Source organism: Vibrio sp. T9, assembly GCF_003123985.1.
Taxonomy (GTDB): domain Bacteria; phylum Pseudomonadota; class Gammaproteobacteria; order Enterobacterales; family Vibrionaceae; genus Vibrio; species Vibrio diabolicus.
Genome location: NZ_NIGY01000011.1, coordinates 26,975 through 49,844 on the forward strand (window position 1 = coordinate 26,975; position 22,870 = coordinate 49,844).

The following is a 22,870-nucleotide window of genomic DNA, read 5'->3' on the forward strand; positions in this document are numbered from 1 at the left end:
TTTATTTATGAAATAAATAAGAATGAGCAATTAAAGCCGTGAAATGAATCACATGTGAATGTAAGAAAATATGCCAGAACATCCCATTCAAACATTTTTTGTAATAAATACAGAACGCTATTGATAAACAAATCAAAATTTAGATTAATTACTCAGTTTATTTTTTCACTTCATGTTAAGGAGTAGAAAATACATCGCTCGTGAAGTGGCTTATTAACCAAGCTCACTTTGTTATAAATGAAAATATAATTAATCACTAATTTAGAAAGCTTTGATTTTCATTTTTATAGCCATGTCTAAACTTAAGTCACCTATTATTCGCTCGGCTTTTTCTTACGAATGACCCTCATACTTCAAAATTTTCCTCATTTGCTCAATAACTTCTCCTTATTCACTAGCCAAATTCATACACAAAAGATATAACACCTGCGCGAGACATTAAGATCTCATTAGCTGTAAACCCAGGAACGATAAATGAAAAAAATTCAACGCAGTGCGCTAGCTCTCTTCTTACTTGGCTTGATAACGGGATGTCAATTGACCGCCAGTGAGCCACTTCAACCTACCGCGAATCAAAACATCATCGAATCAGCCAAAAATGAGCTGGATGGAATTGAAGAGTTAGAGGTCAGTGACGAGGGTGTTATTACTTTTACCCAGCGTCTAAGAACACCAGGAACCTACTGGATCCCAGCGAGAATTAAAGAACTTAGCTACGATATATCATGCGTGCAGCTCAGTTACTTCATTGATAGAGGCATGGTGGTGAAGTCCGCCTTTTTAGGAGCTCGAGGACGTGTTGAATATTACGATATGGAACGTTGCATGAAAGACACGCCATTCCAGTAAAAAGCATAAAAAAAGCTCCACCAACGTGGAGCTTTTGTAATCTATTCTTAGCGACTATGGGCGAGCGACAAAGCCTACCGCTTTGTATGCTTTCTTCAGCGTTTCAGCAGCGCGAGCCGAGGCTTTTTCAGCACCTTGCTGCATTACCTCATCCATGTAAGCACGATCAGCGCGAATACGATGGTATTCTGCTTGAATTGGCTCAAGCATTGCTACAACCGCCTCGCCAACATCTTTCTTAAATGGACCATACATTTCTACGCCTTTGTACTTGGCTTCGATCTCTTCAAAGCTCATTCCTGTCGCCGCAGAGTAAAGTCCCATTAGGTTCGCGATACCCGCTTTGTTCTCGATATCATGGCGAATGCTTGGTGGGGTTTCGGTGTCTGTTTGCGCCTTGTTGATCTTCTTGATGATCGACTTTGGCTCTTCAAGCAGAGTAATCACGTTCTTACGGTTATCATCTGACTTCGACATTTTCTTCGTCGCGTCTTGAAGACTCATCACACGTGCATTGACTGTTGGAATGTACGGCTCAGGAACGGTAAAAATCGGACTTTCTGGTGAGTAGATGTTGTTGAAACGCGTTGCGATATCACGTGCTAACTCAAGGTGCTGTTTCTGATCGCTACCAACTGGTACTTGGTGTGCGCCGTAAAGCAAAATATCTGCTGCCATCAACACAGGGTAATCAAACAGACCCACGTTTACGTCATTCGCGTAACGTGCCGATTTGTCTTTAAACTGAGTCATACGGCTCAGCTCACCCATTTGCGTGTAACAGTTAAGAAGCCAACCAAGTTGAGCATGCTCTGGTACGTGTGACTGAACAAATAGCGTGCTCTTCTTCGGATCAACACCAACTGCCAGACAAATTGCCAGTGCGTCTAATGTCGCTTCATGTAGGGCTTTAGGATCCTGACGAACCGTAATCGCATGAAGGTCTACTACACAATATTGGCAATCATAATCGTCTTGCATCTGCTGCCATTGACGTAGAGCACCCAAGTAGTTACCGATACTTAGTTCACCTGACGGTTGAACACCACTCAATACAATGGGTTTGCTCATTAGAATGATTCCTTTGACTTCTTAATCTAATTAAAATGAAAAACCGTGCGGCTTTTAGCGCACGGTTTACTCAGTGTACTCATTAACAAGTATTTTGGAAGATCTTTTGTTGCCGTTATGCAGAAACAGCGACGACTTCCAGTAATTCCGCGAGGCGGTTCGCCACTACGTCAGGGTTCGAAGCTGAAATGGGCTCGCCATGGTTATAACCGTAAGTTAAACCAAATGAAGCACAACCCGCATTTTTCGCCGCCAAGATATCGTTTTTCGAATCCCCAACCATCAGCATCTCTGCTGGTTTTACCTGGTGCTTTTCCATTAGCCAGTTCAGCGCCACCGGGTTTGGTTTTTTCTCTGGAAACGCGTCACCACCTAATACGTCTACGAAGTACTTGGCGATGTCATGCTGCTCTAGAATTTCTGGTACGAATTTCGAGGGCTTGTTCGTCACAATCGCCATCGTAAAACCAGCTTGGTGTAGCTCTTCAAGCGTCTCTTTTACTGTTGGGTAAAGGTGACTTAGCTTATGGCCGCTTTGCTTGTAGTATTCATCAAACAGCTCACGCGCTTTAGCACGCAGCTCATCACTCAAATCACTGCTGATGGTCATGCTTTGGCTTAATGCACGTCCAATCAATATATCAGCACCATTACCAACGTAATCACGCACCTGCTCTTCTGATACAGAAGGATAGCCTAACGCCTGAACTGCTTGATCGGCCGCTACGGCAAGATCTGGCACGCTATCAAGCAGTGTTCCATCCAGATCAAAAGCAATCAGTTTAATATCTTGTTGGGTCATAAATTCCCTAGCTAAAATAACACAGGATGGTTCCCCATCCTGTGTGCTTAATCTTGATGTCACTCAGTGTCACACTCAGCGACGCTTAGTGTGCTCGCCTTATTTTTGGGCAGCCAAACGCTGACGAACCGCTTCAAACAAACAGATACCAGAAGCCACTGATACGTTCAAGCTTGATACACTGCCCGCCATAGGGATCTTAATTAAATCATCGCAGGTTTCGCGAGTAAGACGACGCATACCATCACCTTCAGCACCCATCACGATAGCAAGAGGACCAGTGAGCTTAGCTTGATAAATGTCGTGCGTAGCTTCACCAGCCGTACCCACAAACCAAATCCCTTTTTCCTGTAGCGTACGCATTGTACGTGCAAGGTTGGTTACACGAATCAAAGGCACAACCTCTGCAGCGCCACATGCTACTTTACTTACCGTTGCATTCATTGGTGCAGAACGATCTTTCGGTACGATGATCGCCGCAGCGCCTGCCGCATCTGCGTTACGCAAACACGCACCAAGGTTGTGCGGGTCCGTCACACCATCCAGCACTAACAGTAGCGGTGATTCATGCTGAGCTAAGATGTCATCAATGTCGTTCTCGTTCAGCTGTTTTGCTGGTTTTACGCGAGCAATGATGCCTTGGTGATTTGCACCACGCGCTTTATCATCCAGAGTTTTACGCGTCATTTGTTGAATAGAGACACCACAAACCTGAAGATCATTTAGGATTGGCATTAGGCGATCATCTTGACGACCTTTTAAAACGTATGCCTCGATAAAACGCTCTGGTTCGCGCTCCAATACCGCTTTCACTGCGTGAATGCCGTAGATAAATTCGTTACTCATTGTTTAACCTGTTGTTCGGGTCGTATTGCCTGCGCCAGCCGAGTTTGAACTGAGCTGGCGCTTCAGCCTACTACGCCTCTTTTTTAGTGCGCTTGGTTTTCTTCGGCTTACTGTGTGGCTTTTTTTTACGTGCTTTTTTCACTTTAGGCTTCTTTTTGCCTTCGGCGTCATCACGTTTGGGGCCATTGCGCTTACTCACTGCGCCCGTTTCTTCTGGACGCTTAGTTGGCTCTATCGCAGGAACTGCGCGAGGCGCGCCACCTTCTTTCGATGAAGAGCGAGTCGCAGCACGTTTTTTATCTTTCGCTTTGCGTTTTGCTTCCGCTGCGCGTTTCTTCGCAGTCTTACCTTCACCGCGTAGCTTACGACTTGTTTCGACCAATTCAAAGTCAATTTGCTTATCATCGAGGTTAACAGCCAGTACTTTTACTTTTACTGCATCACCTAAGCGATAGATGTTACCGAAACTTTCACCAATAAGTCGTTGACCAATCGGGTCAAATTGATAGTAGTCGTTCGCAAGGGTAGAAATATGCACCAAACCATCGATGTGCAAATCCGTTAAACGTACAAAGAAGCCAAAGCTAGTGACATTAGCAATCACGCCGTCTAGTTCGTCACCGACGTGGTCTTGCATGTATTCACACTTCAACCAATCCGCAACATCACGTGTTGCATCATCAGCACGGCGCTCTGTCATCGAACATTGTTCGCCGTAAAAATCCATGTCGTCAAACGAGTAATGGTAGCCACCAGTTGGTGTCCAGCGATCTTGATTACGACCTTCTTCTTTAGCAATCAGATACTTGATTGCACGGTGAAGTAACAAGTCAGGGTAACGGCGAATTGGCGACGTAAAGTGCGCATAGCGTTTCAATGCCAACCCAAAGTGCCCTGCGTTATCTGCGTTGTATACCGCTTGCTTCATTGAGCGTAGCAGCATGGTCTGAATCAACTCTTGATCTTGACGCCCAGAGATTTGACGTGCGAGATCAGCATAGTCCGTTGGTGAAGGCTCTAAACCACCTTTTAGCTCAAGACCAAGTTCACTTAAGAAGTCACGGAAACCTTGCAGGCGTAATTCACCTGGAGATTCGTGGATACGATAGAGCGCAGGCTCTTTCGCTTTTTCTACCAGCGATGCCGAAGCAATGTTGGCTAAAATCATACATTCTTCGATGATCTTGTGCGCGTCATTACGAATTACTGGCTCAATGCTTTCGATTTTACGTTCCGCATTGAAGATAAACTTGGTTTCAACGGTTTCAAATTCGATTGCACCGCGCTGATCTCGTGCTTCTTTCAGCACTTTGTACATCTTATGCAGCTCTTCTAGATGAGAAACAAGCGGCTGGTAACGCTCACGTAGTTCCTCATCTCCTTCTAAAATCGCGCTCACTTTGCTGTAAGTGAGGCGAGCGTGCGAGTTCATCACCGCCTCGTAATGCTTGTAACCAGACAGCTTACCAGTATCGGAAATGGTCATTTCGCACACCATACACAAGCGATCTACTTGCGGGTTAAGCGAACATAGGCCGTTCGACAGCACTTCCGGTAGCATTGGCACTACTTGCGAAGGGAAGTACACCGAGTTACCACGGTTGATGGCTTCTTTATCCAGCGCAGAGTCAGGACGAACGTAGTAACTGACGTCAGCAATCGCTACCCATAAACGCCAACCACCTTCTTTGTTCTTCTCACAGTAAACAGCATCATCAAAGTCTCGCGCGTCTTCGCCGTCAATGGTCACAAGTGGTAACTCACGTAGATCCACACGACCAACTTTGGCTTCTTCCGGTACTTCTTCGCCTAAGTTTTCGATTTGTTTATCGACGGCCTCTGGCCACTCGTGAGGAATTTGGTGTGTACGAATCGCAATTTGCGTTTCCATACCTGGTGCCATATTTTCACCAAGTACTTCAACCACTTTACCCATCATGCCACGTGAGCGTGAGCCACGATCAGTAATTTCAATCACGACCACGTTACCCATGCGTGCACCCGCTTTGTGCTCATTTGGGATCAGAATATCTTGGCTGATACGCGAGTCATCAGGGACAACATAGGAATAACCATATTCGAGGAAGAAACGACCGACGATTTGATCATTACGCTCCTCTAACACTCGAACCAAGCGCCCTTCACGACGACCGCGCTTGCTGTTGTCTGTAGGTTGCACTAAAACAAAGTCACCGTGGATGATGTTCTTCATTTGATGGTGCGGTAACAGAATATCATCATCCTTGCCGACGCTGCCTTCTGGACGCACCCAACCGTGGCCATCACGATGACCAATCACGTAACCTTTCACCATTTCAAGTTTTTCAGGCAATGCGTAGCACTGACGGCGGGTAAACACCAGTTGACCATCTCGCTCCATCGCACGTAGCCGACGACGCAACCCTTCATATTGCTCTTCGCCCTCAAGCTTTAGTGCCTCAAACAAGTCATTGCGATTCATTGGAACGCCCGCTTGCTCTAGAAACTCGATGATAAACTCTCGGCTTGGAATTGGATTTTCGTAATTTTTGGATTCACGATCTGCAAAAGGATCGTTTGGAATATTGTCTGACATAGGCACGCCTATCTAGCAAGGAAGGTATATGGCTAGTATATCTGAGTCTCTCGATAAGCTACAGAATTGCTTTGAAAAAAGAATGATCGAGATCGACTCTAGACGTGCAAATGAGTTAAGGACGAGCCAGTAAGATCAACAACTCAGAATTATCGCTAAGCAAGGATTCGATCGTGCAATCATCCAGCTCCGCCAAGAAGGCACTTTTTGCTTTTGCCAATTTATCTTTGAGGCGACAGGCAGGGGTAATATGGCAAAAATCTACGCCGCAATTGACCAAATCTAACGGCTCTAAATCTCGCACGACACCACCTACTGTGATTTCAGAAGCAGGTTTCATCAGCCGAATACCACCGTTTTTTCCACGCACGGTGTGGACATAACCTAGTTGCCCTAAACGGTTGATAACTTTGACCATATGGTTACGTGACACACCAAATAAATCCGTCACTTCAGTGATATTAGTTAACTCATCTTCCGGCAACGAAGCCAAGAAAATTAAGGTTCTCAACGCATAATCAGTAAAGCTCGTTAACTGCATATTCTCTCCCAAAGTGCGACTCAATAACTCGCTGGTGACACTAAAACGCCAAACTTGAGCTATCGATAAAAGTGTAAATCTTTTCTTGATCGAAAGATACATTTGAGATACAACTTTAAACATGCATTATAAATACAACTTAAAGTAGGAAGCCCATATGCTCAGCAATCAAACCATCGAGATCGTCAAAGCGACCGCACCACTTATCGCCGAAACGGGACCAAAACTGACCGCACACTTTTATGAACGTATGTTTACTCATAACCCTGAGTTGAAAGATATTTTTAACATGAGTAACCAGCGTAACGGCGATCAGCGTGAAGCGCTATTCAACGCCATCTGCGCCTATGCTGCCAATATTGAAAATTTGCCAGCCCTACTTGGCGCAGTAGAAAAAATTGCGCATAAACACACGAGCTTTTTGATCACAGAAGATCAGTACCAAATCGTTGGTAAACACTTACTTGCGACGATTGATGAGTTGTTTAATCCAGGTCAGGAAGTGTTGGATGCTTGGGCTGAGGCTTACGGCGTACTTGCGAATGTATTTATTCAGCGCGAAGAACAAATTTACCAACAAAATGAAGCTTTGGAAGGCGGTTGGCGCGGTCTACGCGAATTTGAGTTAGTCGATAAACAAATCGAGAGCGAACACATTTGCAGCTTTGTGTTTAAGCCAACCGATGGCCAAAAAGTGGCACCGTATAAACCGGGACAATATCTTGGCATCTATATCAACAGTGACCAGTTAGAAAACCAAGAAATTCGCCAATATAGCCTATCTTCTGCGGTCCAAGAGAACAACTACCGTATCTCAGTAAAACGTGAAGAAGGCGGAAAAGTGTCGAACTACCTGCACGACAGCCTGAACATTGGCGAAAAAGTGCAGCTTGCGGCCCCTGCCGGTGATTTCTTTATGGATGCCGAACCACAAACACCCGTTGTTCTAATTTCTGCTGGTGTAGGACTGACGCCAACGCTGTCCATGCTAGAAAGTCTCTCAGCACATCAAGCACCTGTAACTTGGGTTCATGCAACCGAAAATGGCCAACAGCATGCTTTCAAGCAACACGTAAACCAGCTCGTTGCAGAAAAAGAAAATATGAACGCGCTCATTTGGTATAACCAACCAACGGCAGAAGACAAGCTAGGTGAAGACTTCCACTTCACGGGCTTTGTCAATCTGTATGAAATTGAAGCTGCATTAAAGCAAGATAAAGTGCAGGTGTACTTCTGTGGCCCTGTAGGATTTATGCAGCACGTAGCGAAACAGCTATTAGAACTTGGCGTACCAGAAGAGCAATTCCATTACGAATGCTTCGGTCCACACAAAGTCGTTTAATCGCTCAAGATTACTCTTCGGGAAAACAACAAAGCCCACATTATGTGGGCTTTGTTGTATGAAGTTGTTTGCCTTGATAGGACGTTACCAAAAGGTATCTCGCCGTTTAGCTCGAGCAATAACGTTTTGTGGCATGCGCTGTTCAAGGCCGTTTCTCAATACAGTGATGCGCTTATGCTGCCGCTTATCTGCTGTCACAGAGTTATATAGCCAACGATACGCATCTTCGTAATCAAGTGGGCTGCCGTAATCACGCAGGAGTAATTCGGCTAAATGAATACGCGCATTTAGGTTTCCCATTGAGGCGGCTTCTCGCAAGTAAGGAATTGCTCGTTCTTTATCTTGCTGCACTAAAGTGCCACGCGAATAGTATCGGCCAATCTGCTCTAGCGCGGCAGGTAATCCCTGATGTGCTGCATTTTCGATGTAGTAAAGCCCCAGTTCGACATCTTGCTCGACACACACACCCCACGCCAACATGTCGCCGTACAGAAATTCATAAGCGGGCAAGTTAATTCGAGTCGCACGAGCAACGATATCCTCCACCAGCTGGCAGTTATCAGCGCGCACACGTTGTAAGTGCTTATTTTGCTCAATAAGCTTTATCAGCTCTGCTTCGGTGTAGATAGGAACTGGCGCCCCCACATCAGCAACATTGGCTTTCGCTGTGGTAGCTACCAAGGTCAATAACAGTGAAGCAGCCACTGTTCGTAACTTCATAAACGTACTCTTTAAGGTATCTAAGAAACCAAAGATCGATGAAGGATCTCCTCTGCTTGATAACCTTATCGGCAAAAACCAGCTAAGCTTTAGACAATTTTTGCCTCTGACTTAGACTCAGCGGCAAAAATTTGCCATATGAGAATCACTGCCGTTTTTTGTTCAGATACAAAAAAGCCGACCAGAAGGTCGGCTTTTGCAATCTTTAACGGCTATCAATTAAGCTTCGAATGGATGAACCTTGATGATAGTTTCGTTGCGGTCAGGACCTGTTGAAATGATATCTACAGGCACACCTGTTAGCTCTTCAATACGCTTGATGTAGTTAAGAGCCGCTTGTGGTAGATCTTCTAGCGCTTTAGCACCGAATGTGTTCTCAGACCAACCAGGCATTGTTTCGTAGATTGGCGTTGCTTTTTCGAATGCTTCAGCAGCCATCGGAGAAACTTCTAGCACAGAGCCATCTTCCATCTTGTAACCAGTACAGATTTTTAGCTCTTCTAGACCATCTAGTACGTCTAGTTTAGTTAGACAGAAACCAGATACAGAGTTGATTTGGATCGCACGACGCATAGCAACAGCATCGAACCAACCTGTACGACGTAGACGACCAGTTGTCGCACCGAACTCGTGGCCAACTTCACCTAAGTGCTTACCAATTGGATCTTGCTTATCTAGACCATCGTATAGTTCTGTCGGGAATGGACCTGCACCAACGCGAGTACAGTACGCTTTCGCGATACCCAAGATGTAACCGATGTGACGAGGACCAAAACCTGAACCTGCAGCAACACCACCAGCAGTCGTGTTAGAAGACGTTACGTATGGGTAAGTACCGTGGTCGATATCAAGTAGCGTACCTTGTGCACCTTCGAACATGATCTTATCGCCGCGCTTACGTGCTGCGTCTAGTTCATCAGTTACGTCGATAACCATTGAAGTAAGTAGCTCTGCGTAGCCTTTTGCTTCTTCAAGCACAGCTTCATAGCTTACTGGTTCAGCTTTGTAGAAGTTAACTAGTTGGAAGTTATGGAACTCCATGACTTCTTTTAGCTTCTCAGCGAACGATTCCATATCGAATAGGTCTCCAACGCGTAGACCGCGACGAGCAACTTTATCTTCGTATGCTGGACCGATACCACGACCTGTTGTACCGATAGCTTTTTTACCGCGAGCGATTTCGCGAGCTTGGTCCATTGCAACGTGGTAAGGAAGAATTAGCGGACATGCTTCAGAAATGAAAAGACGCTCGCGTACTGGAATACCGCGCTCTTCAAGAGGTTTCATTTCTTTAAGTAGAGCTTCAGGTGATAGTACAACACCGTTACCGATAACACATTTTACGTTATCGCGAAGGATACCTGATGGAATTAAGTGAAGAACGGTTTTTTCACCGTCAATTACGAGAGTATGACCTGCGTTGTGACCGCCTTGGTAGCGTACCACGTATTTTGCATCTTCAGTTAAAAGGTCTACGATTTTACCTTTACCTTCGTCACCCCATTGGGTGCCTAGAACGACTACGTTATTTCCCATCTTTCCAAGTCTGATTGCTAGTTAAAAATGGATTCTAGCACCGAATCACGCTTCTTGCAGTCATTTTTTGTTCACAGAGTTGCTACCAGAATGTCCATCTTGCTGCTTTGCTCATTTTGAAATCAGCATATCACTGATAGTATTTAGTTTTCTTTATTCGACTGGAAAGCGGTATGTCTGAATCCATATGGTTGGCGATTGGGCTCGTCTTGATCGTGGAAGGCATTGGACCACTCATTGCTCCAAACGGTTGGCGGAATATGGTGGCTCAATTAAGTGAACAGCCCAACAATCAGCTACGACGCATCGGTGGCTGCCTAGTAGTTGCTGGAGCCGTAATCGCCATAATGATGAGCTAGCACTTAGCATCAGATACAAAAAAGGCTCCCTAAGGAGCCTTTTGTTTCATTTGACGCTGAGATTATTTCTCCATGCTGCCCTTCGACTGGTTCATGTATTGGAAGAACTCACTCTTCGGATCAAGTACCAGGATATCGCTCTTAGAGCTGAAGGACTTCTCATACGCACGTAGCGAACGTAGGAAGCTAAAGAATTCAGGGTCTTTGTTGTATGCTTCAGCATAAATCTTCGCTGCTTCTGCATCCGCTTCACCTCGTGTTACACGAGCAGTCTTATCAGCTTCAGCTAGAATGGTTGCCACTTCTAGCTCAGCTTGAGCACGAATAACTTCTGCTTTCTCACGACCTTGAGAACGGTGCTTACGAGCTACAGACTCACGCTCTGCACGCATACGGCGGTAGATAGACTCACTGATTTCATCAGGCAGGTTGATTTTCTTCATGCGGAAATCAACAACACGAACACCCAAGTCTTTCATCGCGCTTTCACGCGTGTCTTTCAATACTTCAGACATGATTAGGTCACGTTCACCATCAATCTCAAGCGCTTCACGTGCCGCTTCAGTTGCGACAACATCTGCACTTGCATCTTCTGGTAGTACATCATCGTTACGTGGACCAGATACAATCTGTTTGATTTCACGAGCACCGATTTCAGAACGAAGCACATCCGTTACTTTACGCTCAAGTAGTGCCTCCGCCGTTAGCGAATTACCACCGCCTGTCGCTAGGTAGTAACGACCAAAGTCTTCAATACGCCACTTCACGTAGGTATCAATAATAACGTCTTTTTTCTCAGACGTTACGAAACGGTCTGCACGGCCATCCATCGTTTGGATACGTGCATCAAGTTGTTTCACACGGTCAAACAGAGGCATCTTGAAATGCAAACCAGGCTCGTAAATTCGAGTGATGTCGTTGTTGTCTTTAAGAACACGACCAAATCGAACCACGATACCGCGCTCACCTTCAGGAATCACAAACAAAGACATCAACATTAATGCCAGTGCGATTACCAATACAGGGATCATTAACTTACGCATTCTTAGTATCTCCCTTGACGTGAACCTGTTGAACGAGACTGCGTGTTCGAAGTGTCTTCTTGTGTACGCTCAGACTCCAGTTGAATTTGATCGTAGGTTGAAGATGACTTCGATTTACGTTTTGTGTCTGCCTGACCTTCTTGGCCCGCCAACTTATCGATTGGAAGGTACAGAAGATTGCCGCTTGATTCCGAGTCAATCAACACTTTCGAAGTGCTTGAGTACACTTCTTCCATTGCGTCAATGTACAGACGGTCACGCGTTACACCTGGTGCCGCTTGGTATTCTGGTAGTAGTTTTTCGAACTGTGCTACCTGACCAAGAGCCTCGTTAGTGACACGCTCATTGTAACCTTGTGCTTCTTTCTTCAAACGTTCAGCACGACCCGTTGCCTTCGGCAGAATCTCGTTTTTATAAGCTTCCGCCTCCCGGATGAAACGCTCTTCATCCTCACGAGCTGCGATTGCATCGTCAAACGCATCTTTCACTTGCTCTGGTGGACGCGCAGACTGGAAGTTTACGTCAACAAGTACCAGACCCATATCATAGCTATCAATGATTTGGTTCAGTGTTTCTTGCGTAGTTTGACGAATTTGCTGACGACCACTGGTTAGAATGCTATCCATCAATGAATCACCAATTACTGCACGTAGTGCAGAATCCGTGGCTTGACGCAAGCTATCGTCCGCATTGGTTACACGGTACAAGTATTTGTACGGGTCAGTCACTCGGTACTGAACATCCATCGCGACTGTTACGACGTTTTCATCTTTAGTCAGCATTAGACCAGATGCACGTAGTGAACGAATCGCTTGTACGTTTACCGCTTCGTATTCATCAATAAAACGAGGGCGCCAGTTAAGGCCTGGGTCTACGATACGATCGTATTTACCTAAACGCAGCACAACACCACGCTCTGCTTCACCGATGGTGTAAAAACCAGCGAAGAACCAAACTGCAACAGCAATAAGAGCAATCACGCCAAAGCCAATTGCACTACCACCACCGCCGCCGATTGGAGAACCACCGCCGCCTTTTTTACCAAACTTGCCACCCAGTTTTTGACTCAGTTTATTGAACACTTCATCTAAATCTGGCGGACCTTGATCTCGGCCACCAGGACGCTGGCCACCACGATTATTATTACCCCAAGGGTCATTATCGCGGCCATTGTTGCCGTTGTTATTTCCAGGCTCATTCCACGCCATTAGAAAGCTCCATCATTTGATATGACGTTATACTGTAGCAGTCCTTTAAGTGACTATAAAGCCAGTCAAAACTGCCCCTTCTCTTTTTTCAAGTCTAGACCAATCTACTTGCTGCATTCGAATATCGATCAACAAGTTACCATCCTGGTCATATTCCTCACGTTGAATACACTTCATTTGGAAGAAGGTACTACGGAATCGTCCTTGATACTGTGGAGGAATTCGCAACTGATGCTCGACCATTTGTGACGCCAGACGTTCCGTCAGTGCCTCAAACAGGACATCAATGCCCAACCCATCCATTGCTGAAACCCAAACTGCGCGAGGTACGCCTTCCTCGTCTCGTTCTATACGTGGTTTCTGCGAATCTAGATTGTCGATTTTGTTCATGACAACCAGAGTCGGCACTTCATGTGCGTCGATCTCTTCTAGTACTTCATGAACAGCTTGAATATTCTCACGAAAACGCTCATCACTGGCATCAACAACATGTAACAAAATGTCAGCTTCTTGCGTTTCCTGCAAGGTTGCCTTGAAGGCCGCAACCAAGTCGTGAGGCAAATGTCGAATAAAACCAACCGTGTCTGCCAAAATGGCAGGCCCAACATCTGCTAACTCTATCTTACGTAAAGTCGGGTCCAAAGTAGCAAATAGTTGATCAGCGGCATACACGCCAGCTTCTGTAATACGGTTGAAGAGTGTCGACTTACCCGCGTTGGTGTAACCCACAAGTGAAACCGTTGGGATTTCAGCTCGATTTCGGGCGCGGCGCCCTTGTTCACGCTGCTTCGCTACTTTGTCTAAGCGTCGCAGGATGGCTTTGATTCTGTCACGCAATAAGCGACGGTCGGTTTCCAGCTGGGTTTCACCCGGGCCACGTAAACCGATACCCCCTTTCTGCCTTTCAAGGTGCGTCCAACCACGAATCAAACGAGTAGAGATATGACGAAGTTGAGCCAGCTCTACCTGTAGCTTACCTTCGTGTGTTCGAGCTCGTTGAGCAAAGATATCGAGAATAAGACCAGTGCGGTCGAGAACTCGACATTGGCACAGTGCTTCGAGGTTACGTTCTTGGGCAGGAGAGAGGGCGTGATTAAAAATCACAATTTCGGCACCTGTCGACTGTACCGCAGTAGCAATCTCTTGGGCCTTACCCTCTCCGACATAGTATTTCGGGTGTGGGGATTGACGACTACCAGTTACCACTTGTAGCGCCTCTACCCCAGCAGAAGAAACCAGCATTTCGAACTCAGCCAGATCTTCCCATTCACCTTCTTGCGTGAAGTTGATATGAACAAGTACGGCTCGCTCACCGGATTCATAACGGTCAAACAAGCAATCAACTCCTTATTTTAAAAATACTCGATGAAGAATTAATCTTCTGATTTCTCTTGTGGACGCTCACCTTGTGGACGTTCACCGCTGTGATGGCTCACTGGACGAGCCGGCACAACTGTTGAGATCGCGTGCTTGTACACCATTTGGTTAACAGTATTCTTCAGCAGGATCACAAATTGATCGAACGATTCGATCTGACCTTGTAGTTTAATACCATTCACAAGGTAGATAGATACCGGGATACGCTCACGACGTAGCGCGTTTAGAAATGGGTCTTGTAGAGATTGCCCCTTAGCCATTTTATTTTCCTTATTTAATTTGTAGTTGTAATTATTTAGCTAGTGGTGCAATGCAAAAGATACTGCTTTTGCATCTGAGCTAAACGAATCAAAAATGCACTCTAAGTAATTAGCAGCATAGTATAAAAACCGCCAACAACAGATCCTTTGAGAGTGCGTTCACGCAAAAACGATCACATTATACACAGCTATGTCAATCAGATGCTATTGCTTCCGACATCGTTTCTAATGCCTGTTCAATGTTCTCGCTATCCAACCAAGTTAAGTCATCCCAGCTGCGTAACCAGGTGATTTGACGCTTGGCCAATTGACGAGTCGCGCATACGCCACGAAATACTGCTTCGTCACGTGTACACTCCCCATCTAAATACTCCCACATCTGTCGGTAACCGACGCATCGTATGGAAGGAAGATCGGGGTGAAGATCTTTTCGCGAATGTAGCGCTTTCATTTCTTCTTCAAAGCCCGCTTCCATCATCTTTTCGAAACGAAGTTCAATTCGACGGTGAAGTTCTGCCCTATCCTTGGGAGCTATTGCAAACTGCTTGACTCGGTATGGCAGGCTTTCACCTTTCGTTTGAGTCAATTCAGTCAAAGTTTTACCTGAAATACGAAAAACTTCCAATGCCCGAGATAAACGTTGGGGATCATTGGGATGGATTCTCGCTGCTGACACAGGATCAACCTCTTTGAGTTCATCGTGCAACACTGACCAACCTTTAGTCAATGCTTCTTGTTCAATTTGCTGACGAATTTCAGGATTTGCAGCAGGAAGTGGGGATAAACCTTCAAGTAGCGCCTTATAATACAGCATTGTCCCACCCACTAAGAGTGGAATTTTTCCTTCTGCAACAATATCATCCATCGCTTTCAATGCATCACGACGAAAGTCGGCTACAGAGTAAGATTCGCTCGGATCCAAAATATCAATCAAGCGATGAGGCGCTAAACTTAACTCTTTTTCATCCGGTTTCGCCGTACCGATATCCATCCCTTTATAGATCAAAGCAGAATCAACACTGATGATCTCAACCGGGAACTTTTGACGAAGACGAATCGCCAACTCAGTTTTGCCTGATGCAGTTGGCCCCATTAAAAATAGCGCCAAAGGTAGTTTATCTGTCATGGTTTTAATTTGGCTATCGTGGCAGAGAAATCAACAGCGGATACAAATTTTGTATCTTCTAATGGCAATTGACCATCTCTTAGCTGTTCAAGTTCCGCAATAATTTGAATTGCTTCAGAAAAAGTATAGTGACTCTTCACTGTCGTGACCTGCAATGCGAGCCAATCTATCAACTCAGACAGCATCTGAGCCGTTGCTATACCTTCCTTCACACAAGATTGCGCGTAAGATAACAGATCTGGTACTAGATTTTGTAAGTTTTGTTGACGTAGCGGCGCGGGAACGCCCATCACCATTAAGGCTTGCTCATTTCTCGCTTTCAATTGAATGCCAAGTAACGCCAAATCTTGTTGATAATCTTGAGCCAGCTTCACTAACTCGGCCTCTAACTTAATAGATAGAGGAACGAGTAAAGGCTGTGCTTTAAGCGCGCCATCGCTTGGAGTGAGCTGCCCTTTTACACGATAAAATTCCGCTCTAGGTAACGAGACTAACGCCGCCCCACTGTCACTGCTCATCAAAACAAATTGCTCATCGACCATCACTAGCGCTTTGCCTAATGCATTAATCGATGGAAGTGATGCATGCGAAGTTGCCTTTTGGGGCACTATCGGCGTTACGGATTGAGACTCAAACTCTGGCGTTTTCAACAACTCGTGATAAGCGCGCACTTCTTGCTTGCTTGGTGCTGGCTCAACATGGCGCTCTTTACTGTGATTCGGCTTTGGTGCGGATTTGGATTCCACCCAATCATTACGTTTGAATGACTCCACTACGCGCGCCTCTCGCACGGAGGTTTCACTAGGACCGCTATTACGAGGCTTCACTTCATAATCACTGCGTCCAGGATAAGCCGGTGTACTCTCTATCGCTTGATAAACCCGCTCTGGTACTGGTGAAGGTGTCGGCCTTTGCACTTTTTCAGGCGCAGGCGAATGCTCAACCTCTTCGGACTCAGTCGGTTCCACACGATGAAATGCCGATTCATTAACCTGTGGTTTATCAATCACGGCGCTTTGCGCAAGTGCATCCGCCAAAGCTTGATAGATGAAATCATGCACTAAGCGAGCTTGGTGAAAGCGCACTTCATGCTTAGCGGGGTGAACATTCACATCTACCTGGTGCGGGTCTAACTCAATAAAGAGCACATAGGCAGCGAACTGATCTGGCTTTAAGCTCATTTCATAGCTTTGACGAATCGCGTGATTGATTAATTTGTCACGCATCATTCGGCCATTCACATAACAATACTGTAAATCGCTTTGCTGCCTTGCTCCCTCTGGAGTGGTAATCCAACCATGTAGCTTTAATCCTTGATGCTCAAGCTCGATTCTGAGCATATGCCGCACAAACGCATTACCGCAGACAGCTGCAATACGTTTTTCGGTTTGAAGCTGATTTTTCGCCGCACGATATTGACGAATGATCTTGCCGTTATGGCGCACATTGATGGTGACATCAAAGCGGCTTAACGCAATGCGTTTCAATAACTCATCAATATGAGCAAATTCGGTTTTCTCCGTACGCAGAAATTTGCGACGCGCTGGAGTATTAAAAAATAAATCCAACACCTCAACAGTCGTACCAATCGGGTGCGCTGCAGGCTTAAGCTTCACCTGCATATCACGCCCTTCGGAGTAGGCACTCCAAGCTTCTTCTTGTGCCGCAGGACGCGATGTGAGTGTCAGACGCGAGACTGAGCTAATACTGGCTAACGCTTCACCACGAAAACCTAGACTCATGATGGCTTCAAGATCATCCAAGGTATGTATCTTAGATGTAGCATGACGACTGAGCGCTAAGCCGAGTTCATCTTTCGCGATACCTTTGCCGTTATCACGAACACGAATCAGCTTTGCGCCTCCTTTCTCGATATCGATATCGATTCGAGTTGCGCCAGAATCAAGACTATTTTCAACCAGTTCTTTAATCACAGAGGCGGGTCTTTCGACCACTTCCCCTGCTGCAATTTGGTTTGCAAGTCTAGCTGGCAAAATTTTAATCGTCATAATGAGTTAAAAGCTCACCTATTTGTTTGGAATGATAAGGACTTGCCCAACCGCCAGCTGATCGGAGCGTAAGTTGTTCGCTTTACGAATGCTCGAAACGCTGACGCCGTATTTGGACGCTATTTTACCAAGGTATTCACCTCGAGAAACTTTGTGCTTACGGATCGGCTTATCTTTGACAGCGACGGTTATCTTCAACTTCTGTCCTACCCACAAGGTATCTGACTTCAAGTTGTTCTCACGGCGGATATCTGAAACCTTCACTTTATAGTGACTCGCGATCTTACCTAAGAACTCACCTGACTTAACCTTGTGAATAATGGTTTCTGTCTCAACAGTAATCGGTTTACTTGGCACTTTAATCGTGCCAGCAGAAGGGATTTTGAGCTTCTGACCAATTGCTAATCCAGTCGACTTCAAGTTGTTTGCCGACATCAGCGCTTTAGAGCTAAGCCCATATTTATTCGCAATCACCGATAACGACTCGCCACGTTTTACGATATGCACTATTGGCTTCGCTGAAGGCGAGAATACCGTACCCTCTGGTGGATTATCTTTTAAGTACTTAACGACCGCCTTGGTGATCGCCTGAGCTAACTTATCTTGGTGCGCTCGTTGAAACAGCAACCGCTCTTCTGTTGGGTTAGAAATAAAGCCCGTTTCCACTAATACAGACGGAATCTGTGGAGAGCGTAAAACAGCAAGGCTAGTATTAATCGGTTTGGTGTTATGCAGGTGCGCAACACGCCCCATCTCACCAAGGATTTCTGTTGCCAGTTTATACCCTTCTTTTTGTGAATGACTAAACTGCAAGTCCAACAAAGTTTGGTTCACGTTACGATCTTTGGTCTTAGTGAAGAACGCATTACCCGAACCACCTAATATTTCAGATTGTTTCTCATGGTTCTCAACCCAGCGAGCAATTTCAGTATTTGCACGACGAGTATTCAGTACGAAAACCGAACCTCCGCGAGGCTTCGGTGAGGTAAACGCATCAGCGTGAATGGAAATCAGTAAGTGCGCATCATTTTCACGGGCAATGGCCACACGACGGTTTAGATTCACAAAGTAATCTCCGGTACGTGTCATACGCGTTTTAATCCCAGGCGTAGCATCGAGCTGAGCGGCGATTTTTCGTGAAATACTTAATACTGCATCTTTTTCATACTTACGGCGTGAAGGGCCAATAGAGCCAGGATCTTCACCACCGTGACCAGGGTCGATAACGATCAAGACTTCTTGAGCTCGTTGAACTGAACTCATGTCTTTACTGGTCGCCGCTGGCTTGCTCGGTTTAGAGGCTGAAGTCGATGCTTTCTTACCGTGCGGCAGGTCAATCACCAAACGGTGACCATATTGCCCGCCAGGTGTTGGGCTTAATTTAAACAATTCCGCTTGAACGCTCTTTTTCAGTTCAAACACCAAACGATAGGTGCCCTTCTCTGGCGGAGAGCTTTTTCGAACTAGCTTTAAAACCGGGCTGTCCGTAACAGTAACAGGCAGTTTGGCCTGCATGGTCGTGCTTTTTAAATCCACGACAAGACGATCCGGTCCGGATAAAGAGAAATAGGAATAGTCAGCTTCCGAGCCTAAATCGATGACAACACGCGTTTCATCAGGAGAAGGCCAAACTCGAAAACTCTTAACGACGTTAGCAAATGCTAAATTGGGGATGAGAAGGAGAAAAGTGGCGACAAACGTCGCCACTACTCTAAAATTTGAAAAACTCAACATAGCTCCAATCGACTGAGTAACTGCACACCATAATCATTATTAGCTGTTAGTTCGGCTACACGCTGCTCACCTTGGTAGCGAATGTTCACATCAAGATCCGGTTGTGGCAACAAACCATGCCCTTTTTCAGGCCATTCAACCAAGCAAATTGCATCATCTGTGAAGTAATCTCGAATCCCCATGAACTCAAGCTCTTCAGGATCCGCAAGACGATAAAGATCGAAATGGTACACTTGCCACTGATCCAACTGATACGGTTCGACTAGAGTATAAGTTGGGCTTTTCACGTTACCTTGATGGCCAAGAGCACGGACAAAACCACGACTAAAGGTTGTTTTACCTGCACCCAAATCACCATGCAGATAAATTGTGGTTTGTTGCGAACAAAGGTGAGCCAGAGCGGTACCTAGTGCAACCGTTTCGTGCTCATCTTTTAAATTGAATTGTTTCGTGCTCATTGATGCTTCTCTAACTAATGATCGTTGACTATATAAAAATCAAAAGAACAGGAATAGTAAACCGTGTTGGTTTTGAGAGACAAGCTTTCAAATGTCATATGTGCGAAAAAAGTATCCAAGGAACGGTATCTTAATCACCTTAGTATCGACCTAGATTTAGAATATATGCAAATGACTTCAATAAGCAGTATTCACAGCATCAAAAACGTCCCTAACTGGGTAGCACCAAAGCCAGAGATCCGTTAAGATCCGCCCCCCTTTTATTCCGGTGGTTAGCATGAACTACGAACAACTCGCACAACAAATCAAAATTTGGGGAAAAGAGCTCGGCTTCCAAAAAGTTGGGATCTGCGACGTTGATCTGAGTGAGCATGAAGCCGCACTGCAAAAATGGCTCGATGCAGGCTATCACGGCTCAATGGACTGGATGGCTCGTCACGGTATGATGCGAGCTAGACCCAATGAGCTACTCCCGGGAACCGTTCGTGTGATCAGCGTTCGGATGGACTACCTACCACCAGAAGCACAATTCGCTTCGAACCTAGCGAATAAAAATCATGCCTATATTAGTCGCTATGCATTAGGGCGTGATTATCACAAGCTCGTCAGAAAACAACTGAATAAACTTGGCAAACTTATTGAACAAGAAGTTGGTCAGTATGGTTATCGACCTTTCGTCGACTCCGCACCAATATTGGAGCGACCACTTGCCCAAAAAGCAGGCTTAGGCTGGACAGGGAAACATTCCCTGATTTTAGATCAAGACTGTGGCTCGTGGTTCTTTTTAGGCGAGTTACTTATCGACTTGCCACTTCCCGTTGACGAGCCAAGCGTTGATCAGTGCGGTAAATGCAAAGCATGCATTACCTCATGCCCAACACAAGCCATCGTTGAAGACAAAGTTGTTGATGCTAGACGCTGCATCTCTTACCTCACCATCGAGTTCGATGGCGTGATCCCTGAAGAGTTTCGCAAGCCAATGGGTAACCGCATTTATGGCTGTGATGACTGCCAATTGGTTTGCCCATGGAATCGCTACGCCGACATAACGGAGCAGAGTGATTTCCATCGTCGCGATAGTTTCAAAAACCCGGATCTCGTAGACATGTTTAACTGGGATGAAGCGACTTTTCTAAAAAATATGGAAGGCTCCGCTATTCGTCGCATTGGTCATATACAGTGGCTGCGTAATATTGCTGTCGCACTTGGTAATGCAGAATACAGTCAACGAGTCATTGATGCGTTAGAAAGTCGACAAGGTGAAAATAAATTACTTGATGAACACATCAAATGGGCTTTGGCCGAGCAACTGAATCAACTCCCCATTGAGAATAAAGCATCTACAGAGACGAAAAAGCAGCGCTTAATAAGAATAGTCGAGAAGGGGCTACCAAGAGACGCATAGTGCGTAGTCTATATGCAAGAGATTGAAAGCACTTTTACATGTTCAATTCATGACCTTGTTCTCAATTTTGTAATGTGGAAAAAAATTTGAGATTCAAGAAAAACAAGCTAGCAGAAAAAAGTTAAACACAGCTTGGAGAAATGACTAGGATCAAAAAAATACCAGTTAATGATCGTATTTTAACGTATCCGATCCGACAAAAAACTTATTTTTCTCTTATTTAACAAAGGCTTAATCAATATTTCGTTATTATTTCGACTTTCCTTCAGCGAAAAGATCTTTCTTCTCCATCGCAAAAAGTCAAGCTAAAAACACTTTATCAACTAACTTATCCACAGAACGACGTATGTGGATAACTCTGTTAATTAAAGTAGATAAAACATGCAGAACCTCATCATGCTTGTACGCCAGCCGATTCATATCGTGTTTTAAACACAAACGAAATCGTCCGACATCATATGATGCGGATAAAATTTAGTTTTTGGGGATTCATGCTTCGCAGCATTATGAAAAGAGCGATGTGATTGGTTGCGAGAAGCAGGAATTGAATCAAGCGGCGCATCCGTCGACGACTTAGGATTGTGCTAATAAATAAGCATTCAATTTATCGTCTTGTATTTGGTTGCGGGGGCCGGATTTGAACCGACGACCTTCGGGTTATGAGCCCGACGAGCTACCAAGCTGCTCCACCCCGCGTCCGAGTGCTTCATCTTTGTTGATGATGAAGGCTTTGCTTTCATTTATAAAAAAGAAACTGGAGCGACACACGAGGTTCGAACTCGTGACCTCAACCTTGGCAAGGTTGCGCTCTACCAACTGAGCTAGTGTCGCTTTTGTCACCGTTAAGCACGATGAAGGCTATATATTGGAGCGACACACGAGGTTCGAACTCGTGACCTCAACCTTGGCAAGGTTGCGCTCTACCAACTGAGCTAGTGTCGCATTTCGTCACCGTTAAGCACGATGAGGGCTATATATTGGAGCGACACACGAGGTTCGAACTCGTGACCTCAACCTTGGCAAGGTTGCGCTCTACCAACTGAGCTAGTGTCGCATATTAACAGCAGTCGCTATTAATGGAATTTGGTTGCGGGGGCCGGATTTGAACCGACGACCTTCGGGTTATGAGCCCGACGAGCTACCAAGCTGCTCCACCCCGCGTCCGTATTGTGTCACCGTTAAGTACCGTGAGAACTATGAAACTGGAGCGACACACGAGGTTCGAACTCGTGACCTCAACCTTGGCAAGGTTGCGCTCTACCAACTGAGCTAGTGTCGCATATTAACAGCAGTCGCTATTAATGGAATTTGGTTGCGGGGGCCGGATTTGAACCGACGACCTTCGGGTTATGAGCCCGACGAGCTACCAAGCTGCTCCACCCCGCGTCCGTATTGTGTCACCGTTAAGTACCGTGAGAACTATGAAACTGGAGCGACACACGAGGTTCGAACTCGTGACCTCAACCTTGGCAAGGTTGCGCTCTACCAACTGAGCTAGTGTCGCATCAACAACGTTTCCGCTGTTTAGGGCTGCGAATTATAAGAGCATTTTTTTGTGATGCAAGTCCTTCCTTCAAAAAAACTTTATTTTTTTACTGAACGATGAAAA

Annotated in this window: 19 protein-coding genes and 8 tRNA genes; 4 read left to right on the forward strand and 23 right to left on the reverse strand. The window is 45.6% G+C overall.

The features are described 5' to 3' along the window. The first annotated feature begins 474 nt into the window (after window positions 1-474). Complete coding sequence (locus tag CBX98_RS20585) at window positions 475-849, forward strand: hypothetical protein (RefSeq protein WP_012841336.1); 375 nt, start codon at window positions 475-477, stop codon at window positions 847-849. 54 nt (window positions 850-903) lie between these two features. Here CBX98_RS20585 and trpS read toward each other — a convergent pair whose 3' ends face one another. The 5 genes from trpS to nsrR form a co-directional block, all read right to left on the reverse strand. Then, complete coding sequence (gene trpS, locus CBX98_RS20590; RefSeq protein ID WP_053807770.1) at window positions 904-1,920, reverse strand: tryptophan--tRNA ligase; 1,017 nt, start codon at window positions 1,918-1,920, stop codon at window positions 904-906. A 115-nt stretch (window positions 1,921-2,035) separates the two neighbouring features. After that, window positions 2,036-2,722, reverse strand: coding sequence for a phosphoglycolate phosphatase (locus CBX98_RS20595; RefSeq protein WP_005395368.1), 687 nt, complete (start codon window positions 2,720-2,722; stop codon window positions 2,036-2,038). A gap of 99 nt (window positions 2,723-2,821) precedes the next feature. Further along, a complete protein-coding gene (rlmB, locus tag CBX98_RS20600) occupies window positions 2,822-3,568 on the reverse strand; it encodes a 23S rRNA (guanosine(2251)-2'-O)-methyltransferase RlmB (protein ID WP_005395369.1) in 747 nt (248 codons plus the stop codon). A gap of 70 nt (window positions 3,569-3,638) precedes the next feature. Then, complete coding sequence (gene rnr, locus CBX98_RS20605) at window positions 3,639-6,143, reverse strand: ribonuclease R (RefSeq protein ID WP_109170173.1); 2,505 nt, start codon at window positions 6,141-6,143, stop codon at window positions 3,639-3,641. Between the two features lie 115 nt (window positions 6,144-6,258). Beyond that, entirely contained in the window at window positions 6,259-6,684 is a 426-nt protein-coding gene (gene nsrR / locus CBX98_RS20610; RefSeq protein WP_005387939.1) for a nitric oxide-sensing transcriptional repressor NsrR, read from the reverse strand. A 157-nt stretch (window positions 6,685-6,841) separates the two neighbouring features. On the opposite strand from nsrR, the gene hmpA reads away from it, so the two are divergent. Next, window positions 6,842-8,026: an NO-inducible flavohemoprotein gene (gene hmpA, locus CBX98_RS20615; RefSeq protein ID WP_109170174.1), complete on the forward strand. Its 1,185-nt coding sequence runs from the start codon at window positions 6,842-6,844 to the stop codon at window positions 8,024-8,026. Between the two features lie 84 nt (window positions 8,027-8,110). Here the strand turns inward: hmpA and CBX98_RS20620 are convergent, their stop codons facing one another. Together CBX98_RS20620 and CBX98_RS20630 are read right to left on the reverse strand one after the other, a co-directional pair. After that, entirely contained in the window at window positions 8,111-8,746 is a 636-nt protein-coding gene (locus tag CBX98_RS20620; protein ID WP_005387944.1) for a tetratricopeptide repeat protein, read from the reverse strand. 219 nt (window positions 8,747-8,965) lie between these two features. Continuing rightward, complete coding sequence (locus tag CBX98_RS20630) at window positions 8,966-10,282, reverse strand: adenylosuccinate synthase (RefSeq protein WP_005395372.1); 1,317 nt, start codon at window positions 10,280-10,282, stop codon at window positions 8,966-8,968. Window positions 10,283-10,455: 173 nt separating this feature from the next. Here CBX98_RS20630 and CBX98_RS20635 point away from each other — a divergent pair, with 173 nt between their 5' ends. Then, window positions 10,456-10,641: a DUF2065 domain-containing protein gene (locus tag CBX98_RS20635; protein ID WP_005381383.1), complete on the forward strand. Its 186-nt coding sequence runs from the start codon at window positions 10,456-10,458 to the stop codon at window positions 10,639-10,641. A gap of 62 nt (window positions 10,642-10,703) precedes the next feature. On the opposite strand, the gene hflC is transcribed toward CBX98_RS20635, so the two are convergent. The 8 genes from hflC to tsaE form a co-directional block, all read right to left on the reverse strand. Next, window positions 10,704-11,684: a protease modulator HflC gene (gene hflC / locus CBX98_RS20640; RefSeq protein WP_005381382.1), complete on the reverse strand. Its 981-nt coding sequence runs from the start codon at window positions 11,682-11,684 to the stop codon at window positions 10,704-10,706. Window positions 11,685-11,686: 2 nt separating this feature from the next. Next, complete coding sequence (gene hflK / locus CBX98_RS20645) at window positions 11,687-12,892, reverse strand: FtsH protease activity modulator HflK (protein ID WP_005395374.1); 1,206 nt, start codon at window positions 12,890-12,892, stop codon at window positions 11,687-11,689. A 45-nt stretch (window positions 12,893-12,937) separates the two neighbouring features. Continuing rightward, on the reverse strand, window positions 12,938-14,227 hold the full coding sequence (gene hflX / locus CBX98_RS20650) for a ribosome rescue GTPase HflX (RefSeq protein WP_005381380.1): 1,290 nt from the start codon (window positions 14,225-14,227) through the stop codon (window positions 12,938-12,940). Window positions 14,228-14,265: 38 nt separating this feature from the next. Continuing rightward, window positions 14,266-14,529 (reverse strand): RNA chaperone Hfq, encoded by a 264-nt coding sequence (gene hfq, locus CBX98_RS20655; protein ID WP_005381379.1) that lies wholly within the window; start codon window positions 14,527-14,529, stop codon window positions 14,266-14,268. A 193-nt stretch (window positions 14,530-14,722) separates the two neighbouring features. Further along, window positions 14,723-15,655, reverse strand: coding sequence for a tRNA (adenosine(37)-N6)-dimethylallyltransferase MiaA (gene miaA / locus CBX98_RS20660; RefSeq protein WP_005395375.1), 933 nt, complete (start codon window positions 15,653-15,655; stop codon window positions 14,723-14,725). After that, window positions 15,652-17,664, reverse strand: coding sequence for a DNA mismatch repair endonuclease MutL (gene mutL / locus CBX98_RS20665; protein WP_109170175.1), 2,013 nt, complete (start codon window positions 17,662-17,664; stop codon window positions 15,652-15,654). Before mutL ends, miaA begins: the two co-directional genes overlap by 4 nt. Window positions 17,665-17,682: 18 nt before the next feature. Next, window positions 17,683-19,398: an N-acetylmuramoyl-L-alanine amidase gene (locus tag CBX98_RS20670; protein WP_109170176.1), complete on the reverse strand. Its 1,716-nt coding sequence runs from the start codon at window positions 19,396-19,398 to the stop codon at window positions 17,683-17,685. Further along, on the reverse strand, window positions 19,392-19,856 hold the full coding sequence (gene tsaE / locus CBX98_RS20675; protein WP_005395381.1) for a tRNA (adenosine(37)-N6)-threonylcarbamoyltransferase complex ATPase subunit type 1 TsaE: 465 nt from the start codon (window positions 19,854-19,856) through the stop codon (window positions 19,392-19,394). The genes CBX98_RS20670 and tsaE overlap by 7 nt, the downstream gene beginning before the upstream one ends. A gap of 277 nt (window positions 19,857-20,133) precedes the next feature. On the opposite strand from tsaE, the gene queG reads away from it, so the two are divergent. Next, a complete protein-coding gene (queG, locus tag CBX98_RS20685) occupies window positions 20,134-21,261 on the forward strand; it encodes a tRNA epoxyqueuosine(34) reductase QueG (protein WP_005395385.1) in 1,128 nt (375 codons plus the stop codon). Window positions 21,262-21,880: 619 nt separating this feature from the next. Here the strand turns inward: queG and CBX98_RS20690 are convergent. From CBX98_RS20690 to CBX98_RS20725, 8 genes are all read right to left on the reverse strand, one after another. Then, window positions 21,881-21,957, reverse strand: a tRNA-Met gene (locus CBX98_RS20690). 59 nt (window positions 21,958-22,016) lie between these two features. Beyond that, a tRNA-Gly gene (locus tag CBX98_RS20695) sits at window positions 22,017-22,092 on the reverse strand. Window positions 22,093-22,127: 35 nt separating this feature from the next. Further along, window positions 22,128-22,203 (reverse strand) — tRNA-Gly (locus CBX98_RS20700). Window positions 22,204-22,239: 36 nt separating this feature from the next. Beyond that, a tRNA-Gly gene (locus CBX98_RS20705) sits at window positions 22,240-22,315 on the reverse strand. Between the two features lie 30 nt (window positions 22,316-22,345). After that, a tRNA-Met gene (locus tag CBX98_RS20710) sits at window positions 22,346-22,422 on the reverse strand. Between the two features lie 42 nt (window positions 22,423-22,464). After that, window positions 22,465-22,540, reverse strand: a tRNA-Gly gene (locus tag CBX98_RS20715). Between the two features lie 30 nt (window positions 22,541-22,570). Beyond that, window positions 22,571-22,647: transfer RNA gene (locus tag CBX98_RS20720), tRNA-Met, on the reverse strand. Window positions 22,648-22,689: 42 nt separating this feature from the next. After that, window positions 22,690-22,765 (reverse strand) — tRNA-Gly (locus CBX98_RS20725). Window positions 22,766-22,870 lie beyond the last annotated feature (105 nt).

What these genes read in the sequence shown, in the direction of transcription:
- miaA (WP_005395375.1), bottom strand. Translation starts at nt 15,655, where the DNA reads ATGACAGATAAACTACCTTTGGCGCTATTTTTAATGGGGCCAACTGCA.
- CBX98_RS20630 (WP_005395372.1), bottom strand. Translation starts at nt 10,282, where the DNA reads ATGGGAAATAACGTAGTCGTTCTAGGCACCCAATGGGGTGACGAAGGT.
- mutL (WP_109170175.1), bottom strand. Translation starts at nt 17,664, where the DNA reads ATGACGATTAAAATTTTGCCAGCTAGACTTGCAAACCAAATTGCAGCA.
- CBX98_RS20635 (WP_005381383.1), top strand. Translation starts at nt 10,456, where the DNA reads ATGTCTGAATCCATATGGTTGGCGATTGGGCTCGTCTTGATCGTGGAA.
- rlmB (WP_005395369.1), bottom strand. Translation starts at nt 3,568, where the DNA reads ATGAGTAACGAATTTATCTACGGCATTCACGCAGTGAAAGCGGTATTG.
- hfq (WP_005381379.1), bottom strand. Translation starts at nt 14,529, where the DNA reads ATGGCTAAGGGGCAATCTCTACAAGACCCATTTCTAAACGCGCTACGT.
- CBX98_RS20595 (WP_005395368.1), bottom strand. Translation starts at nt 2,722, where the DNA reads ATGACCCAACAAGATATTAAACTGATTGCTTTTGATCTGGATGGAACA.
- hmpA (WP_109170174.1), top strand. Translation starts at nt 6,842, where the DNA reads ATGCTCAGCAATCAAACCATCGAGATCGTCAAAGCGACCGCACCACTT.
- trpS (WP_053807770.1), bottom strand. Translation starts at nt 1,920, where the DNA reads ATGAGCAAACCCATTGTATTGAGTGGTGTTCAACCGTCAGGTGAACTA.
- hflC (WP_005381382.1), bottom strand. Translation starts at nt 11,684, where the DNA reads ATGCGTAAGTTAATGATCCCTGTATTGGTAATCGCACTGGCATTAATG.
- rnr (WP_109170173.1), bottom strand. Translation starts at nt 6,143, where the DNA reads ATGTCAGACAATATTCCAAACGATCCTTTTGCAGATCGTGAATCCAAA.
- CBX98_RS20670 (WP_109170176.1), bottom strand. Translation starts at nt 19,398, where the DNA reads ATGTTGAGTTTTTCAAATTTTAGAGTAGTGGCGACGTTTGTCGCCACT.
- queG (WP_005395385.1), top strand. Translation starts at nt 20,134, where the DNA reads ATGAACTACGAACAACTCGCACAACAAATCAAAATTTGGGGAAAAGAG.
- CBX98_RS20585 (WP_012841336.1), top strand. Translation starts at nt 475, where the DNA reads ATGAAAAAAATTCAACGCAGTGCGCTAGCTCTCTTCTTACTTGGCTTG.
- nsrR (WP_005387939.1), bottom strand. Translation starts at nt 6,684, where the DNA reads ATGCAGTTAACGAGCTTTACTGATTATGCGTTGAGAACCTTAATTTTC.
- hflK (WP_005395374.1), bottom strand. Translation starts at nt 12,892, where the DNA reads ATGGCGTGGAATGAGCCTGGAAATAACAACGGCAACAATGGCCGCGAT.
- CBX98_RS20620 (WP_005387944.1), bottom strand. Translation starts at nt 8,746, where the DNA reads ATGAAGTTACGAACAGTGGCTGCTTCACTGTTATTGACCTTGGTAGCT.
- tsaE (WP_005395381.1), bottom strand. Translation starts at nt 19,856, where the DNA reads ATGAGCACGAAACAATTCAATTTAAAAGATGAGCACGAAACGGTTGCA.